Source organism: uncultured Roseivirga sp., from assembly GCF_963973945.1.
GTDB lineage: Bacteria > Bacteroidota > Bacteroidia > Cytophagales > Cyclobacteriaceae > Roseivirga.
On record NZ_CAXBBV010000002.1, the window covers coordinates 202,299 to 219,053 of the forward strand.

Genomic DNA, 16,755 nt, shown 5'->3' on the forward strand with positions numbered 1-16,755 from the left:
ACTTCGAACCATGAATATAGACCCAAGGCATAGAATTAGTAAAAACGACCAAGTTAAGGTTGATTTTTACAGCGAACTTATGAATAACTATTTTCCTGAATCGACTATACAAGCGGGAAAAGACATACAATCTTTAATGATTGGAACCGATAGGCCTCTTATTTTCTATCTGGACATGAATGACCACTTACAGGCCATTCTAAGGTCGGAAGGTACAGACTCTGGCTGGCTTAAACTGCCTTTATCTAACGGAGCAGTTAAATCTTTCGAAATAGAGTTTAATCCAGAAGAGAAGTCGTTCCAAATAGCCAAAGTGGAAGAAAATAAGGTTTGGGTATCTGGCCAGATTAAGATGAAAAGAACCATTTTTGAAAAACTTGATGAGAACATCCATTGGGATACTTTACAACCTGATTCCCCTTCAGAACAAATAGATAAAGTTTCTATTGGTACAGACCATTTGATTTATGCTACTTCTGGTAAGGGAAAAGACGCCCAATATTACCTTGTAGAACTGGCTACTTTAGAACAAATACCCTACACACTTCCCGAACAAGCCAAAACGATATTGCACTTCGAGTTGGGTAATTTTCTTTTTACCAATGGGGTATTTCTTTTATACAAAGTGGGGCAAGAAAAAAGCCTGCTGTATCAGTCTTTTCCCGACCCGGACTACAATAAGAAAACTCAAAGACGAATGGATTGCGATGAGTCTATTAATTGCTTTGCCCTTTTAGAAGGTCAGGATGGTAATCATATAGTCTATGCTGCTGGAAAAAACGTCCATGAGTTTGAAATGAGTTCTGATGAATCTGAGTTTGAGCTTACCACTCTACCCTCCAATGCCGGAGATATTCACAAAATAAGAGTGGCTGGAAATGGAGAAGAACGTAGTGTTTGGACATTGCATGACAGCGGTTTGCATTATCGTACCAACAAATTTTACGACCCTCAAACTACCAGTTATCTAATAGGGAAATGGACTCAGCCATTAATAATGGATGCCAATGCCAATCAGTTTAGTTGTTTAAAGGGTGATGGTGTACGCAATCAGCTGTTTTCAGTAAGTACAAAACACGGTAGCGAACTTACTCACCTATGGCAAGATGGGGTCACTACGCTTTGGAACAGACATAAACTATCCGTCACCACGGCTGATAGCCTGAAAGAAATTGAATCCTATTCAGTTCATGTAAGGTTTTCTTCGCCTACAGCCATAAAAACTTTTGCCCAGCAAAAAGTAGAATTAACTTCCGACTCACACCAATACATTTACATCAATAGTCAAGGATATCAAATCGGTCCCAATCATAAAGTTTCTGTTGAATTGGGGCTTGCACCTGAGTTTACGATAATCTGCCCAGTTGATGATATTTCTGCATCTCAAATTTACATTAATGCCGATTTTTTAGAGAAAGAAGTCAGTATTAACCTTACTGAAAAAGTACTAGATCGATTAGGTGAAAAAGTAAAAAATGGCAAGGATTTAGGGAAAGCGGAAAGGCCCAATGGTAAACCGTTAGTAGCTGCGGGTACAGATACTAAAACACTGGATAAAGCAGCCGAAGCGGTACAGCAAATGCTGAACACGGCCAAAAATCTAGGCGCTAAAAGGCCAAAAGCAACGGCTCCAATGAGAACGGAGTTTTCAATCAATATGGGGCAGCGCAATGTGCTGATGGCAGGTTCAGGAACAGGTATTTCAATTATTCAGCCCGGTATTACTTTGGGCGACTTTCTGAACTCGGTTTGGCACACGGCACAGGATGTAGTCAGTTTTATTATAGAAACTGTAGAGAATGGCATTAGGGTGGTAATTAAGATTGGAAAGGAAATTTTCGATTGGGTAGTGAGAACCGTACGCGAAATAGCAGGTTATATCCAAAAGATATTTGAGGCCATCGCTGTCTTTTTTAAGGATCTTTTCGAATTCCTTGCCTTCCTTTTTGATTGGGACGCCATTCTTGCCACTAAAAATGCCTTTAGAGATTTTACCAATGAGGCCATTATTAGCCTTAAAAGTGAAATTGGTAACATAAGGTCATTTATTGACAAAGCACTTGAAAAAGAAATAGATAAGTTTTCTCCTGAACTCAATCAACTGCCATCGGCTGTTTCGGCTATTAATATGGGCGAACCACCTAAAGAAAATTCTGCCGATCCGCGAGCCAACTGGCTAAACTCAAAAAAAGATTTTGTAAGTGGGGGAGAAGATAAACCGCTTAAAGAGCGTATGCCTTCTGAGCTTTCTGATGTGCTAGAGGATTTTGTTAATCAGGCTAAACCAATTTTTGCCCAATTGGGCGAAGGCTTTTTAAGTCAGGTTTCCATTATTGGTGATGCTTTTAAAGAGGTAGTGCAGGGTAATATGGATTTTACAGACTTCTTAAAGCTTTTGCTACAGAAATTTGCAGGCTTTGGATTACTATTGGTAAAGAGTATTATAGATCTTTTGCTCAGTGCTCTTGAAGCATTAATTGGAGCCGCGCAAGTAGGCCTGAACAAGGCTTGGCACATTCCGCTCATCTCAGATATTTACAGAGAAATTACCAAAGGAGATGAACTTACCTTCTTGGATGTGATGTGTCTGTTTATCGCCATTCCTACTACTGTCCTTTATAAAATAGGCGAGGGTGAAGCTCCGTTTGGTAATGCGAAAACCAAAGAGGAGTTTGTTAAACGAGGAAGAACCGCATTTCAACTTAACTTAAACTAACCACCATGTTTTCAAAAATTCTTGAATATACCGACCTAGGCATGACAGGCCTAAACATACTATTTTTTCCAGTAGATGAAGGAGCCAAAATGGCCGAAGCAGACGCTGGTATTATTTCAACAGCTACTACAGTAATGGGTGGAGTAGGCGCTATTATGGCATTAGTTTCCACCATTCACAACCAAAACGCTCATTGGACTATAAAATGGATAGCAGTACCACTGATATTGCTCCATGTTGGAGCCTTGGTTGTTTTGTTTGGTATTGCAGGTTCTGGGGGAGTAAGCCAGTTTAAAGTATTGGCCACTAAAGGATTGACTTATTCTATGCCTATAATTAATGGGTTGCATGCGGGCTACATCATTTATGAAATGATATCTGACTCTAAAGCAAATGTGAATGCGCGAAATATTGGCCAGGTAATATATAAGATGCCAGCAATCCTCTCTTATCCTCCAGTAAATAAGCACCCTTTCTTTGCCATTGTAATATTGGTTAGAACAGGAGGCTTGATCACAACTTCAGTAGGTGGCATGATTGAGCTTTTGCACGAAGGTCAAGAGAATAAAAAGATTGAAGAATAACAGTAGGGCAGAAGTAGTTAAGCCTCTTTTGGCTTAATACAAGTTGGAATAAGAAAGAAATTACACCAGAAAATCGACCTTGTCTTAGATGAAAGGTCAATTTTATCTGGCTAGGCCATATATTTAGATCTATATTTCTTTCACTCTCTTTTTTTAATAGCATCGTTTTAACCTAAGACTTAGGTGCTTGAATTGTATTAAAGAAGTGGTTACAAACCTTTAAAAGAAAGCGTAAACTCAGTGCCTTCATTTATTTTACTCTCAACGGAAATGTGACCACCCAAACTGGTCATGCGCGTATGTACTAAGTAGAGGCCAATGCCTTTGCCTTCAGGACGAGTGCTGAAAGTCTGGCTCAATCCAAAAATTCTATCCTTTACTTTGTCTTTATCGAACCCGATACCATTGTCCGTAAAAACAAGTCGTTTGACCTCATCCACTTTTCTGGACTCTATAGAGATAATGGGCAGAACGTTTGGTTTGGCATATTTGATCGAATTCGTAATTAAGTTTAAAAAGATACTTTCGAGGTATGATTTGTTAAAACTTAAGGTATTGAATGCTGAAAAATCGATTTTAAAAACTGCTCCTGAGTTTTCTATCAGTGTGTTTATAGATTTTCGTACTGAATCTAGTGTTTCGGTTAAAGACACATCTTCGATTAGAACAGAGATCTTTGCATTTTTACTAAGCGCATCTAAGTGCTTGTTCATTTTAACTTCCAGGCTTTCCGAAGTCGTTTTCAGCAGTTCGATCAAACGTATAGTTTCAGGATTTTTAATTTCAGAAGTATCTAAAAGATGTAGAATAGCAAATATGTTATTTACAGGTTCCCTTAAATCATGAGAGGTAGTGAAAGATAAATTTTTCAACTCCTCATTCATTACTGAAAGATTGGCCAATAGGGCATTACGCTCTTCCTCTAACTTTTTCTTATGTGTAATATTTTTGGCTATGGCATAAACCAGGGCCTCTTCATATAAAGGCATAGATGTCCATGCCAACCAGACAATTTCTCCATTCTTTTTTATATAGCGATTTTCGAAATTGAGGAGCGGATTTCCCTTTTTTATGCTTTCTCTATATTGCGAAGTGAGGTGCTGATCTAATGGATGAATAAACTCATTGATGGGACGAGACAATAACTCTTCATCAGTATAGCCGAGAAGCCTTGAAACTGCTGGATTTATCCTCTTAAAGAACCCATCGAAGCCAGCAATACAAAGCAAGTCGGGAGATAACTTAAAGAAATAGTCTGAGTTAAGTCTAAGTTTATTCATATAACCTATATCCTTTCAGCAAATGCCTAAAAATCACGGGCGAATTATACACAAAGAGGTATTTTGTAAGTGTATGCTGATTAGGTAATTATATGTATTATAGTTGAATGATAATATAGAATAATAAAGAAATTGGTTAATATTATTTCACTCGTCCGGGATTGTCTGAGATGAATGACTTCCAACTTTTATTTCCACTTTGCTGGCTTCCACCTTGAAAATGATGGCAGAGCGCTACTGCCAAAGCATCCGTAGCATCGAGCAGTTTTGGGAGGGTTTCAATTTTTAATAACGTTTTCAACATGGCCGCCACCTGTTCTTTAGAAGCATTGCCATTTCCTGTTACCGACTGTTTCACCTTTTTAGGAGCGTATTCAGTAATAGGAATTTCTCTGGCCAATGCGGCCGACATTGCCACTCCCTGAGCTCTTCCTAGTTTTAGCATAGATTGAATGTTTTTTCCAAAAAAGGGAGCTTCCAGTGCCATTTCATCCGGCTGAAACTCTTCAATTACAGAAGTAACCCTTTCAAAGATCTTTTTTAATTTCAATTCATGGCCAGTGTATTTACTAAGGTGGATAACACCGAACTGAAGCAAACTGATTTTTTTACCCGAAATCAAGATAAGTCCGTAGCCCATTACACTGGTACCAGGGTCAATACCAAGAATGATTTTCTCTTTAATTGGGGCTTTAGCAATGGGCATAAGCGCAAGATAAATAAACCTTCCATTTCTGTAATTCAAAACAGGGTTTTAAATCCAAGGGCTTTGCACGTAATTCGTATATGGTTTTAATTGCCGTTGGCATTGTTGGTTGTTACCTATGGCTTTTGTTGCTTCCTATTGTTGTTTGGAAGAAGATGCAGGTTTCTTCTTCGGAAGGGTATAGAAGGAAAATATCGGTGATTGTTCCTTTTAGGAATGAGGAAGCAAACTTGACACGCTTGGTAGAATCATTGAAAGCCCAAACCCACTCGTCTTTCGAGGTGCTTTTTGTAAACGACCACTCTACCGATGATTCATTAAACGTGTTAAGGCAGCTGGTCAAGAAAGATATTCCATTCTCTTTTAGTATTATTTCTTTAGAAGGAACACTAGGGAAGAAAGCCGCCATTACAACTGGTATTGCTCAGGCTTCGGGTGAAATTATTGTCACAGCTGATGCAGATTGTTGGTTCAGTGAAAATTGGCTTACAGCAATGACTTCGGGTTTTAGTAACCCTCAAACGCAAATGATTACTGGGCCAGTTGTGCTAGAAGGAGCAAGCTTCTTTCAAAAATTACAACGCGTAGAATTTGGAGCCATACTAGCATCTTCCGCAGCACTAATTGGTTTAGACAAACCCACTATGGCCAATGGAGCCAATTTGGCTTATCGTAAATCGGTGTTTGATGAAGTGGAGGGCTTTTCAGGAATAGAACAAACCCCTTCGGGAGATGACGAATTGCTGATGATGAAAATAGCCAAAAAGTATCCGAAGGGTATTGGCTTTGTAAAGAACCCCAATTCAGTAGTACATACTCTTGCTCATACAAATTGGTCTGATTTTTTACAGCAGCGAAAGCGATGGGCCAGTAAATGGAAAGTAGGTAAGCGATGGTCTACAATAATATCGGCCTTGTTTGTTTATTTAGTGCAAGTGGCTTTTGTGGGGCTTTTATACTTTACTATTTTAGGTGAGATATCCTTTTCATTGTTTGTTGGGCTATGGTTGGTGAAAATGGCTTTAGAGCTTCAACTTATTAGAAGTTACTTCATTGATTTAAAACAGCCTTACTCATTTCTCCACTTCATTTTGCTACAAACCTTTTATCCTTTTTACGTGCTTTATGTCGGTTTGGCATCTAACTTTGGACGTTTCCAGTGGAAGGAAAGAAGTTTCAAAATCTAGTACAATATTATGACCGACAAGGAGTTTGATGTTTTGGATGAGCTTTACTTTGTTCAGCCTTTCGATGCTATTTTAGAAGAAACTGGATTAGCAAAAGAAGAGCTTAAACAAGTGCTCTCAGGGTTGTTGAACAAGGGTTGGGTGAAATGTTATGGCGACCGCCAAGCAGAAATGCCAATTGCACCAAAAGATTTGGGGAATGACCTCACTTCTTATTTTTATTTGGCCACTAAAGAAGGCTTATTAGTTCACAACGGTCGTTAGGCATTATGCAAGATACACTTCAACGTAAGTTTTATAGAAAGGAAATGGAGGTAAATGCGCTCTTGGAAATTACCCAAGCAGTGAACAATAACCTTCCTGAAGACGACTTATATAAGATTTATGAATTTACACTTAGGGCCAATCTACAACTCTCAAGAATGGTGCTTTATGTTAAAGATGAAGATTGGGAATGTAAAGTGCAGTTTGGTACCAAGAAGGATTTTTCGGCAATACCGCTCGATTCTGGTTGCCTTGATTTAAAAGAGATTGTGGAGGTAAATGAGGTCGATCTTTCTATTTCATGTTTCAATGAGTTTGACATTATCATCCCTGTTACCCATAAAGAGAAATTATTAGCTTTCGTGTTTATTAAGACTTCGGAAGATGAAAATCGGGCCGATACTACATTTATTCAAGCACTAAGCAATGTGATACTCGTGGCCATTGAAAATAAACGACTGGCCAGAAAACAAATGGAGCAGCAGGCAATTCAGCATGAAATGGAAATTGCCAGAAATGTTCAGAATTACCTTTTTCCTGATGTTTTGCCCAGTTCCGAAAAGCTTGAAATCAAGGCCTTTTATCAGCCATGCAAAACCGTTGGAGGTGATTATTACGACTATATTCCTATTCCGAACGAAAATCAATTTTTAGTATGTATTGCCGATGTTTCTGGAAAAGGAATGCCAGCAGCCATATTGATGTCTAATTTTCAGGCCGTATTAAGAACGTTAAGCCGAAACGCAGAAAGCCCAGAACAAGTAATTCATGAGCTAAACCACCAAACATGGCACAATGCCAAGGGCGAAAACTTCATTACCTTCTTTTTGGCCGTGTACGACTTTGATAAAAAGAACCTGCGTTATTTTAACTGTGGCCACAATCACCCAATCTTGATCACCAAAGACGAAGTTTTGATTTTGAGCGAAGGCAGTACAGTATTGGGGGCTTTCGATCCACTTCCTTTTTTAGATAAAGGGGAGATTGAAAATGTTGAAGAGTTTTCACTGTTTATGTTTACCGATGGACTCACCGAAACATTTAATAGTGTAGGGGAAGAATTTGGCGATGAAAGACTAAAGAACTTTCTCATAAAAAATAAAGGCATGAACCTTCAGGCAATGCACAATGCCCTAATGAAAGAATTGGAAGGCTTCAAAAAGGAAAATTCCTTTGCCGATGACCTTACTTTCTTATCTTGTAGGGTAAATAATGCTACTCCATAAAACACCCATATTTGCCCATTGGCTTTATCCCAGCTTGATTTGGAATCAACCCAACAAAGAGAAAACCATTTACTTGACTTTTGATGACGGGCCAATTCCTGAAGTCACCCCATGGGTATTGAATACCTTAGATCAGTTTAATGCAAAGGCTACTTTCTTCTGTGTAGGCGAAAATGTTCATAAACATTCAGATGTTTTTCAAGAGGTGGTCAAAAGAGGTCATTCAGTAGGTAATCACACCTATCATCACCTAAATGGATGGAAAACAGACGCTACCCAATACCTTAAGGACTTCTTGAAATGCGAAGAAGAACTTCAGAAATTTGGTCAAGAAGGCAGGCTTTTCAGACCGCCTTATGGTAAAATTACAAGCAAGCAAATCAAACAATTGTCTTCTCGCAAAATCATTATGTGGGATGTCCTTTCTGGTGATTTCTCAAAAAAAATAGAACCCAAAGCAGTATTGAGCAAAAGCATTCGCTATTCAAGCGCAGATAGTATTATTGTTTTTCATGATAGCCTGAAAGCATTTAAGAACCTTCAATATACACTGCCCCGTTATTTGGAACATTTTCAATCGAAAGGTTTTACTTTTAAACCGTTATGATTGGTGGAGTAGTGCTTGTCGTTTTTTCTATTCTCTTATTGTTAGAACTAGCTTTTATTTGGAGCTTCAAAGTTGGCTTTGTAAAACCCATTGAAATTGATTCCATTCAAACTTGGCCAAGAGTATCCATCCTTATTGCTGCCAGAAACGAAGAAGAAAATTTAGAAGCTTGTTTAAACTCTGTTTCCAATCTCGATTACCCCGAGCCTCAGCTTCAAGTATTGTTAGGGAATGATCAATCTACAGATCATACTCAAATAATAATTAATCGCTGGATCAACAAAAGCGACAATCTTAAGTCAATCCCTATTCAACCTAAAATGAATGGCCTTATAGCCAAATCGAATGTTTTGGCTCAATTGGCAGCAAAGGCTGATGGCGACTTTCTTATTATTCTGGATGCAGATGTTACTGTAACTGAGCATTGGCTTAAAACAATGGTAGCTCAAGCAATGCTTGGTTATGATTTAGTGAGTGGCTATACCGAGGTTAAACATGAAGACTATTTTTCTGCTGTTCAGAAAATGGATTGGCAAAATAGTATTCATACGCTAAAGGTATTTTCAGACAAAGGAAATACACTTACCGCTTTGGGAAACAATATGCTCATATCTAAAAAAGCCTACCAATCAATAGGAGGCTTTGAAGCACTTGGAGCAACTAAAGTAGAAGACTTAAAGCTGTTGTTGGCTGCCAAGAAGCAAGGGTTTCAGGCTTTTCAATTAATTGGCAACGGAAAGGCCAAAACGGCTCCAATCAAGAGTGTTTTGGGCTACGTTGATCAGAGAAAAAGATGGCTGAGTGGTATACTTAATTATAGAATGCTTTCAGGAGTTGGCTTTGTTATTTACAGACTACTGCTTATCGAGATGATAGTGGGTTTATTCCTTTTTTCAAACCCAACAGCGCAAGGACTGATCTTAGTTTTGATACTATCAAAATTGATCATTGAAAATATTAAGCAACACCAAATCAGAAAATCACTAAATGAAGTTGGTGTTAAGTTTAGCCTATTGGAGCCATTTATTATTTCTCTTTTAGATACATTTGCCCTTGTTGCTTTAGTGCTGAACCCTAAGGTGAGTTGGAAAAAAAGAAAGTTCAAATGATGATTGAAACACATGCCCATATCTATGCCGATCAGTTTAAAAAGGACATAGGTGAGGTGCTAGAACGAGGAAGGGAAGAGGGGATTTCTAAAATCTATATGCCCAATATTGATCATACATCAATTGATGTAATGATGGAGTTGGAAGAAAAGCATCCAGATTTATGTGTGGCTACCATGGGGCTTCACCCTTGCTCAGTGAAAGGTGATTTTCAGAAGGAACTCTATATTATTGAAGAATGGCTTAGCAAGCGAGAGTTTGCTGCCATTGGAGAAATGGGCACGGATTTATATTGGGATAAAACTTTTATAGATCAGCAAGTGGAGGCTTTTAAAATTCAAGTAGCTTGGGCAAAACAATATGAAAAGCCCATCATTATTCATTGCAGAGAATCATTAGACATGACTATCGATTTGGTAGAACAGCTTAAAGAAGATAATCTAACGGGTGTTTTTCATTGTTTTAATGGTTCTGTAGAACAAGCAGAGCGAATTCATAAACTTGGGTTTTATATAGGTTTGGGTGGCGTTGTTACTTTTAAGAATAGTGGTATGGGTGAAGTAATTCCCGAACTGAACATGAGTCATGTAGTTTTAGAAACCGATAGCCCTTATTTAGCACCTGTGCCATATAGAGGAAAACGAAATGAGCCATCTTATCTAAAAATGGTAGCTCAAAAAGTAGCGGGTTTAAGACAAGTAGCGATTGAAGAAATCGAGGCTACCACCACTAGAAATGCCAATTTATTATTCAAAGTACAGTCATGATTTCAACTTTAGAATTTTCTTCAAACCCCAAAGCCTCCATTCTTATAGTTTACACTGGTGGAACATTGGGGATGGATTATGATGAAAATGGCTCATTGGTACCCTGCGATTTTGAACGGGTTGTGGCCAGAATTCCAGTGCTTAAGGAATTAAATATTAATCTATCGGTCATTTCTTTCAACCCTCCGATTGATTCATCTAATGTTAAAACTGAGCATTGGGTGCAGATTGGCCAAACCATTAAGGACAATTACGCTGCATTTGATGGCTTCATTGTTTTACATGGCACCGATACTATGGCCTATTCTGCATCAGCTTTGAGCTTTATGCTTCAAGGCCTGAATAAACCAGTGATATTTACTGGAGCTCAGTTACCAATTGCTTCACCACGGTCAGATGGAAGAGAAAATTTTGTAACGGCTTTAGAAATTGCTGCCGACAGGAGAGAAGGAATACCTGTGGTTTCAGAAGTTTGTATCTTTTTTAACCACTTATTGTTGCGTGGCAACCGTTCAAAAAAAGTTGAAAGTCATCATTTCGATGCTTTCGAGTCAGAAAACTATCCTGCGTTAGCAGAAGCGGGCATTGTAATCGACTATAATTACACTGCTTTGAAGGCATATGACCCAACAGCGAGACTTATATTTTACCCAGAATTAAAGGACGATATTGTTATTTTAAAGCTATTTCCAGGCATTAATCAGAAGGCCGTCAGTCATATTTTAAGTACACCTTCTGTTAAAGGTGTGATAATGGAAAGCTATGGTTCTGGTAATGTGCCGCACCAACCTTGGTTTTTAAGCATGTTAGAAGATGCTGTGAATAAGGATGTTGTAGTCTTGAATGTGTCTCAGTGCAATGGCGGTAACGTTATACAAGGAAAATACGAAGCCAGTAGTGCTTTAAATCGAATAGGAATTATAAGCGGTAGAGACTTGACAACAGAGGCTGCTACAACTAAAATGATGCACTTATTTGGTAGAAGCACTGACCCACAAGAAATTAAAAGAAACCTTACCACTGCAATTTCGGGTGAAATGAACTGATTTTTGATCACTGACAAAAACAAAAATCAATTTGCATAAAGGTTATTTTATTGATTTATTTGTCACCTTGCGATAAGCGCATTTGTTGATAAAAGTTGAGGAGAGGTGTCCGAGTGGCTGAAGGAGCACGCTTGGAAAGCGTGTATACTCGAAAGGGTATCGAGGGTTCGAATCCCTCTCTCTCCGCATGATCAACTAAAAACTTAAGTAGTAATTTCTTTTAACAATAATTATTAATAATTTAGAAACCGTTTTAACCTTTATTAATCAAAACTAGACTATGAAAAAGTTATTCTCACTATTGATGATCTTAGGCGTTCTGTCGATTGGATTCAATGCTTACGCTCAAGACGATGCTCAAGAAGCAGCAACAGAGCAAGTAGAAAACACAATACCAGAAACACCAGACTATTCAGATGAACTTGCAGATACTCCTGCTGACTCATTTGATCAGGTTATCAAACAAAAATTTATTGAAGGAGACCCTACCTTTATGTCTCCAGTATTAATCTGTTTAATTCTTGGTCTTGCAATCGCAATTGAGAGAATTATCAGTCTTAATATGGCGACTACTAACACTAACAAACTTTTGAGCAAAGTAGAAGACGCTCTTGAGTCTGGTGGGGTTGAAGCTGCTAAAGAAGTAACTAAAAGCACTAGAGGCCCAGTGGCATCTATCTTTACTCAAGGCCTTATGAGAATGTCAGAAGGAATTGAGATGGTTGAAAAATCAGTGATTGCTTATGGTTCTGTAGAAATGGGTAGGTTAGAAAGAGGTCTAGTTTGGATTTCACTATTTATCTCATTGGCTCCAATGTTGGGTTTCATGGGTACTGTAATCGGTATGATTGGTGCTTTTGATGCGATCCAAGCAGCAGGTGATATTTCTCCTTCTTTGGTTGCTGGTGGTATTAAAGTAGCCCTTTTAACAACAGTTGCTGGTTTGATCGTTGCGATTATTCTTCAATTGTTCTATAACTACTGTGTTTCAAAAATTGACTCAATTGTTAACTCAATGGAAGACGCATCAATCTCATTGGTTGATTTGTTAGTGAAACACAATTTGTCTAAGTAATTAACCTGAAAACAGATTATTATGGATCAGGACCAATTAATTGATTTAGGATTATATGCATCCTACATTCTGCTAGGTGTAGCAACGGTTGCTGCTATTGTAATGAATCTGCTTAATTCTCTTGGAAACCCAAAGAGTTTAATTAAAAGCGGCATTGGTATAGTAGTACTAGGATTGATATTCTTTATTGGATATTCAATGGCCCCTGCTGAAATCGACCTTGTTAGCCAGAGAGCTTTTGAAGCTAATAAAGTAGACCCTTCTGCAGCATCTACATTAACTACCTATAGACTAATAGGTGGAGCAATGACCACAACTTTAGTGCTACTTGTAGTAGCTGTTGTAGGTCTAGTATATTCGTCAATCGCAAGAGTCGTTAGATAATTTATTATGGCAAGAAGTAAGAACAGAGGAAGTCAGGAAGTGAATGCCGGCTCAATGGCCGATATCGCTTTCCTATTATTGATATTCTTTCTGGTAACTACTCAAATTGCCACCAACAAAGGTTTGACCTTGTTACTTCCTCCTAAACAGGATGAACAAGAGCCAGATCAAGTAAAGCAACAAGAGAGAAATATCTTTAAAATTCAGGTAAACTCTCTGAATCAGCTTTTGGTGGAAGATGAGAGGCTAGATGACCCATCATTAATAGGAGGTATGGTGTATGACTTTATTTTGAATTTCGGGAAAATGTCTGACGTTAAGAAAGGCTCCGAAAATGAGAAAGTGAGTGATAGAGAAACCTATGAATCTTTACCTTCTACGATGAAAGCGTACATTAACAACAAGCTCAGATCAGATAAATCATCTGATGGACCAAATGCTGCTATTGTATCGCTTAAAGCGGATAGAGGAAGTAGTTATGAGATTTTCATTGAAATTCTAGATCAGTTGAATGAGGCCTATAACCGTGTATATGGTGAAAGGGTAGGTTTAACAGATGAAGAGTTTAGAAAATTGAATAGAAATGATCCAAGAGATTTGGATTTATATGAGAGGGCTCGTTCAGGAATTCCTAAAGCGATCTCAATTGCAGAACCAAGTAAAGTAGGAGGCTAATATGTCAAAGTTTAAGAAGAAGAGTGAGTCCAGTCAGGACATTCCAACTGCGGCATTGCCTGATATTATCTTTATGCTTTTGTTTTTCTTCATGGTAACTACTGTGATGAGAGAAACAGAGATTAAGGTGAAGCAAGAGATCCCTAGAGCTGAACAATTGGTAAAGCTTGAAAAGAAAAAGCTTGTAACTTATCTATACGTAGGTGAACCTAAAGAACCAGAAATTTTTGGTACTGAATCATTAATTCAAGCGAATGATGCTTTCATCGCAATTGATGGTATTGTTCAGTGGGTAAACCAAGAGAAAGATCAACTGAGTGAAGTTGAGCGTGATCAAATTACGATTTCTCTAAAAGTAGATAAGGATACCAAAATGGGGATTATCGTTGATATCCAAACTGAATTGAGAGAAGCTAATGCTCGTAAGATCATTTATGCAACTCCTCAAAAAACAGATGATAACTAGTTTTGAGAAAACTGTTAATATAAAAAGGCTACCATTTGGTAGCCTTTTTTTGTTGGATATTCTGGATTTATTGCATAGATTTTTTTTCATATACGAGGCTGTTAAAAGACGCTCCTAACTGTATGAAAAATAAGAAGTGAATGGAAACAGATTTAATCCCATATCTCAATTTTCTATCTAAGGAATCGAAATGGATTATTTATTCATATCGCAACGATTTAACTGGGTTGTTTTTGGCTGCCGTATAGGTTTTAATACTAATAGTGGCAATGGCAATGATTAAAGCCATTAAGGCGGCAACAACGAATATTATTGGACTTATCTCAATTCTGAAGACAAAACCTTCAAGCCATCTGTTAAGTAGGTAATAAGCGGGATAACAAGCCAATAGATTGGCCAATAAAACCAAAGTGACAAACTCCTTAGAAAGGGATGTCATTATGGATTGTATTGAAGCACCGAGTACTTTCCTAACTCCTATCTCTTTTGTTCTTTGTTCAGTAATAAACGAGGCCAACCCATATAATCCCATACATGCAATTATAACAGCCAATAGAGTAAAGGAAGTAATGATTTGCCCCATGCTCATTTCGGTTTTGTACTGGTCATCATAATGGCTATCCAGAAAAAAGTATTCAAATGGGAGGGAAGGTTGAAATTCACTCCAAATTTGTTCCATTTTCCCTAAGGTTTGTTTTACGTCATCGGTGTTGATTAGTACGTTCAAGTAGGCGGCATGCTGTGGAAGCACGTGGATCATCAAAGGTTCTACCTCTGTATGTAGTGAGGCATAATTGAAGTCTTTGATTACACCAACGATTCTGCCCGTTTTGGGTGTAGGCAGTCCGTAAATATATTCAAATCTTCGCCCAATGGGTTCTTCTTCCAGGCCAAACTCACGGATGGCAGCTTCGTTCAACAAAAAGCCTTCTGATGCATCGGTAACCATTTCTTTAGAAAGATCTCGCCCTGCTACAATTTGCAAACCAAAGGTTTCAGCCAAGTCTTCATCGCCCGACATAATCCTCATACCTCTGATGCCATTGTCTTCTTGTTGGTTGTCGTTTCCCGCATCAGCAGTTGCTAAATCGGGTACGCGAACCGTCATAATATGTACCCTCTCCCCAGGAATCACTGAAGAAGGAGCTGCTACCACAATGGAAGGTTCAGCCATAAGTGCCTGCTTAATTGTGGGTAAGTTGGCGATACGACCTCTTCCAGGTAGTTTCACTACTATCACTTGTTCCTTGTCAAAGCCAATATCTTTGTTTTGGATATACTCGAGTTGTTTGTAGACAATGCTTGCCCCAACAATCAACAGGATGGAAATGGCAAACTGCATAATCACCAAACCTCTTCTCAAATAAATGGTAGCTCCATTCCCCTTGCCAGCCAATATGTTCGATTTCAGGGCTTTTAGTGGCTTAAAGTTGGAAAGGAATAAGGAAGGGTAGAGACCGGAAAGTATACTTACCAGTATGTAAACGCTAACGATGGCTCCTAGCAACTCACTATTATGAAGTAGGTTGGTAGACATCTCTTTTCCTGCGAAATCATTAAATAAGGGTATGAAAAGTACGACAGCGATTATAGAGAATATCATAGCAATGGCTGTAAAGAAGAACGACTCGCTCAGAAACTGCCAGAAAACTTGTTGTTTTCCAGCACCCAATACTTTTCGCATACCTACTTCTTTCGCCCTTTTGGTGGAACGTGCAGTGGCTAGATTCATGTAGTTGAAGCTCGCAATGATTAGAATAAACAGGGCTACTGTAGAAAATATATAGACGTATTGGCCATCTCCGTTTGAGCTTAATTCTTTTTCTGCATGACCTTGCAAATGGATGTCTGTCAAGGGCATCATAATTTGCCTAACATTAAGGCCTTCTATAGGACTGATTTCACCACTGGCATCTCTGATGTTCATTATTTCCAGCACATCCTTGTCCAATTTAGCTTGAAGCGTAATGGCAGCTGCTTCATTCAAGGTTTTGATATAGGAATAAAAAACGGCTGAGCCACGTCCGTTTACCAAGCCTGGTGATCTTCTATGCATCTCCGACATGGGGATTAGCATAGAAAAGCTAAAGTGAGAATTGTTAGGGACATCTTCGACAATGGCTGAGACTCTGAAAGGGGTATTTCCACGTTTTATAATACTTTCTAGAGGATCGGGACGACCAAAATATTTTATGGCAGCAGACTCTGTGAGTACGATTTTTTCAGGTGCATCCAAGGCAGTTCGGGCATCACCATAGAGTATTTTGAAGCTAAATACATCAAAGAAGCTTGAATCGACATAAAACACATTCTGTTCGTTGTAGAAATTGTTGTCTGCATTGAAAGTCTCAGGACTCCCATTGGCCATTATTCGCACTGCACTCTGAATTTCAGGATACCTGCCCACTACGTCAGGAATAAGAAAACCTTGAGTGGCTGCCCAACGGCTTTCGTTACCATCGTACTGCTGCCAATTTTCCAAACGATAAATTAGGTTGGCGTCCTTATGCATTTTATCGAAGCTAAATTCGTCTTGCACGTAAAGGAAAATGAGCATACTGGTAGTCAGTCCCAGTGTAAGCCCAAAAATATTGATAAAGGAATAACCCTTGTGCTTCACCAGATTTCGGAGAGCAATCTTGAAATAATTCTTAATCATGTTG

At 38.6% G+C, this 16,755-nt stretch carries 16 protein-coding genes and 1 tRNA gene; 14 read left to right on the forward strand and 3 right to left on the reverse strand.

All coding sequences use genetic code 11. The annotated features are described in order from the left end of the window. Nucleotides 1–10 precede the first annotated feature (10 nt). Together AAC026_RS05190 and AAC026_RS05195 are read left to right on the forward strand one after the other, a co-directional pair. Entirely contained in the window at nucleotides 11–2,716 is a 2,706-nt protein-coding gene (locus tag AAC026_RS05190; protein WP_339695607.1) for a hypothetical protein, read from the forward strand. 5 nt (nucleotides 2,717–2,721) lie between these two features. Next, the gene (locus AAC026_RS05195) at nucleotides 2,722–3,300 is read left to right on the forward strand and encodes a hypothetical protein (protein WP_339695610.1); all 579 of its coding nucleotides are present in this window, start codon (nucleotides 2,722–2,724) and stop codon (nucleotides 3,298–3,300) included. A 209-nt stretch (nucleotides 3,301–3,509) separates the two neighbouring features. On the opposite strand, the gene AAC026_RS05200 is transcribed toward AAC026_RS05195, so the two are convergent. After that, complete coding sequence (locus AAC026_RS05200; protein WP_339695613.1) at nucleotides 3,510–4,580, reverse strand: PAS domain-containing sensor histidine kinase; 1,071 nt, start codon at nucleotides 4,578–4,580, stop codon at nucleotides 3,510–3,512. A gap of 142 nt (nucleotides 4,581–4,722) precedes the next feature. Then, entirely contained in the window at nucleotides 4,723–5,286 is a 564-nt protein-coding gene (gene ruvC / locus AAC026_RS05205; RefSeq protein WP_339696018.1) for a crossover junction endodeoxyribonuclease RuvC, read from the reverse strand. Nucleotides 5,287–5,366: 80 nt separating this feature from the next. Here ruvC and AAC026_RS05210 point away from each other — a divergent pair, with 80 nt between their 5' ends. From AAC026_RS05210 to AAC026_RS05265, 12 genes are all read left to right on the forward strand, one after another. Continuing rightward, complete coding sequence (locus AAC026_RS05210; RefSeq protein WP_339695616.1) at nucleotides 5,367–6,473, forward strand: glycosyltransferase; 1,107 nt, start codon at nucleotides 5,367–5,369, stop codon at nucleotides 6,471–6,473. A gap of 9 nt (nucleotides 6,474–6,482) precedes the next feature. After that, nucleotides 6,483–6,737 (forward strand): hypothetical protein, encoded by a 255-nt coding sequence (locus tag AAC026_RS05215; protein WP_339695619.1) that lies wholly within the window; start codon nucleotides 6,483–6,485, stop codon nucleotides 6,735–6,737. Between the two features lie 5 nt (nucleotides 6,738–6,742). Next, nucleotides 6,743–7,963, forward strand: coding sequence for a PP2C family protein-serine/threonine phosphatase (locus AAC026_RS05220; RefSeq protein ID WP_339605769.1), 1,221 nt, complete (start codon nucleotides 6,743–6,745; stop codon nucleotides 7,961–7,963). Beyond that, complete coding sequence (locus tag AAC026_RS05225; protein ID WP_339695622.1) at nucleotides 7,950–8,570, forward strand: polysaccharide deacetylase family protein; 621 nt, start codon at nucleotides 7,950–7,952, stop codon at nucleotides 8,568–8,570. The genes AAC026_RS05220 and AAC026_RS05225 overlap by 14 nt, the downstream gene beginning before the upstream one ends. Further along, the gene (locus AAC026_RS05230; RefSeq protein WP_339695625.1) at nucleotides 8,567–9,679 is read left to right on the forward strand and encodes a glycosyltransferase; all 1,113 of its coding nucleotides are present in this window, start codon (nucleotides 8,567–8,569) and stop codon (nucleotides 9,677–9,679) included. Before AAC026_RS05225 ends, AAC026_RS05230 begins: the two co-directional genes overlap by 4 nt. Continuing rightward, complete coding sequence (locus tag AAC026_RS05235; RefSeq protein WP_339695628.1) at nucleotides 9,676–10,446, forward strand: TatD family hydrolase; 771 nt, start codon at nucleotides 9,676–9,678, stop codon at nucleotides 10,444–10,446. The genes AAC026_RS05230 and AAC026_RS05235 overlap by 4 nt, the downstream gene beginning before the upstream one ends. After that, nucleotides 10,443–11,492 carry an asparaginase gene (locus AAC026_RS05240; RefSeq protein ID WP_339695631.1) on the forward strand — a complete coding sequence of 350 codons (1,050 nt, stop codon included), beginning with the start codon at nucleotides 10,443–10,445 and terminating at the stop codon, nucleotides 11,490–11,492. The genes AAC026_RS05235 and AAC026_RS05240 overlap by 4 nt, the downstream gene beginning before the upstream one ends. A 99-nt stretch (nucleotides 11,493–11,591) precedes the next feature. After that, nucleotides 11,592–11,678 (forward strand) — tRNA-Ser (locus AAC026_RS05245). A 94-nt stretch (nucleotides 11,679–11,772) separates the two neighbouring features. After that, entirely contained in the window at nucleotides 11,773–12,567 is a 795-nt protein-coding gene (locus tag AAC026_RS05250) for a MotA/TolQ/ExbB proton channel family protein (protein ID WP_339605764.1), read from the forward strand. Nucleotides 12,568–12,588: 21 nt separating this feature from the next. Further along, nucleotides 12,589–12,951, forward strand: a complete 363-nt coding sequence (locus AAC026_RS05255) for a hypothetical protein (protein ID WP_339605763.1) — start codon at nucleotides 12,589–12,591, stop codon at nucleotides 12,949–12,951. A 6-nt stretch (nucleotides 12,952–12,957) separates the two neighbouring features. Next, on the forward strand, nucleotides 12,958–13,626 hold the full coding sequence (locus tag AAC026_RS05260; RefSeq protein WP_339605762.1) for a biopolymer transporter ExbD: 669 nt from the start codon (nucleotides 12,958–12,960) through the stop codon (nucleotides 13,624–13,626). 1 nt (nucleotide 13,627) lies between these two features. Beyond that, nucleotides 13,628–14,092 carry a biopolymer transporter ExbD gene (locus AAC026_RS05265; RefSeq protein WP_339605761.1) on the forward strand — a complete coding sequence of 155 codons (465 nt, stop codon included), beginning with the start codon at nucleotides 13,628–13,630 and terminating at the stop codon, nucleotides 14,090–14,092. Nucleotides 14,093–14,291: 199 nt separating this feature from the next. On the opposite strand, the gene AAC026_RS05270 is transcribed toward AAC026_RS05265, so the two are convergent. Next, entirely contained in the window at nucleotides 14,292–16,751 is a 2,460-nt protein-coding gene (locus AAC026_RS05270; protein WP_339695634.1) for an FtsX-like permease family protein, read from the reverse strand. Between the last annotated feature and the right edge of the window lie 4 nt (nucleotides 16,752–16,755).

Coding starts and splice junctions, on each gene's coding strand:
- AAC026_RS05190 (WP_339695607.1), top strand. CDS start 11: ATGAATATAGACCCAAGGCATAGAATTAGTAAAAACGACCAAGTTAAG.
- AAC026_RS05195 (WP_339695610.1), top strand. CDS start 2,722: ATGTTTTCAAAAATTCTTGAATATACCGACCTAGGCATGACAGGCCTA.
- AAC026_RS05200 (WP_339695613.1), bottom strand. CDS start 4,580: ATGAATAAACTTAGACTTAACTCAGACTATTTCTTTAAGTTATCTCCC.
- ruvC (WP_339696018.1), bottom strand. CDS start 5,286: ATGCCCATTGCTAAAGCCCCAATTAAAGAGAAAATCATTCTTGGTATT.
- AAC026_RS05210 (WP_339695616.1), top strand. CDS start 5,367: ATGGTTTTAATTGCCGTTGGCATTGTTGGTTGTTACCTATGGCTTTTG.
- AAC026_RS05215 (WP_339695619.1), top strand. CDS start 6,483: ATGACCGACAAGGAGTTTGATGTTTTGGATGAGCTTTACTTTGTTCAG.
- AAC026_RS05220 (WP_339605769.1), top strand. CDS start 6,743: ATGCAAGATACACTTCAACGTAAGTTTTATAGAAAGGAAATGGAGGTA.
- AAC026_RS05225 (WP_339695622.1), top strand. CDS start 7,950: ATGCTACTCCATAAAACACCCATATTTGCCCATTGGCTTTATCCCAGC.
- AAC026_RS05230 (WP_339695625.1), top strand. CDS start 8,567: ATGATTGGTGGAGTAGTGCTTGTCGTTTTTTCTATTCTCTTATTGTTA.
- AAC026_RS05235 (WP_339695628.1), top strand. CDS start 9,676: ATGATGATTGAAACACATGCCCATATCTATGCCGATCAGTTTAAAAAG.
- AAC026_RS05240 (WP_339695631.1), top strand. CDS start 10,443: ATGATTTCAACTTTAGAATTTTCTTCAAACCCCAAAGCCTCCATTCTT.
- AAC026_RS05250 (WP_339605764.1), top strand. CDS start 11,773: ATGAAAAAGTTATTCTCACTATTGATGATCTTAGGCGTTCTGTCGATT.
- AAC026_RS05255 (WP_339605763.1), top strand. CDS start 12,589: ATGGATCAGGACCAATTAATTGATTTAGGATTATATGCATCCTACATT.
- AAC026_RS05260 (WP_339605762.1), top strand. CDS start 12,958: ATGGCAAGAAGTAAGAACAGAGGAAGTCAGGAAGTGAATGCCGGCTCA.
- AAC026_RS05265 (WP_339605761.1), top strand. CDS start 13,628: ATGTCAAAGTTTAAGAAGAAGAGTGAGTCCAGTCAGGACATTCCAACT.
- AAC026_RS05270 (WP_339695634.1), bottom strand. CDS start 16,751: ATGATTAAGAATTATTTCAAGATTGCTCTCCGAAATCTGGTGAAGCAC.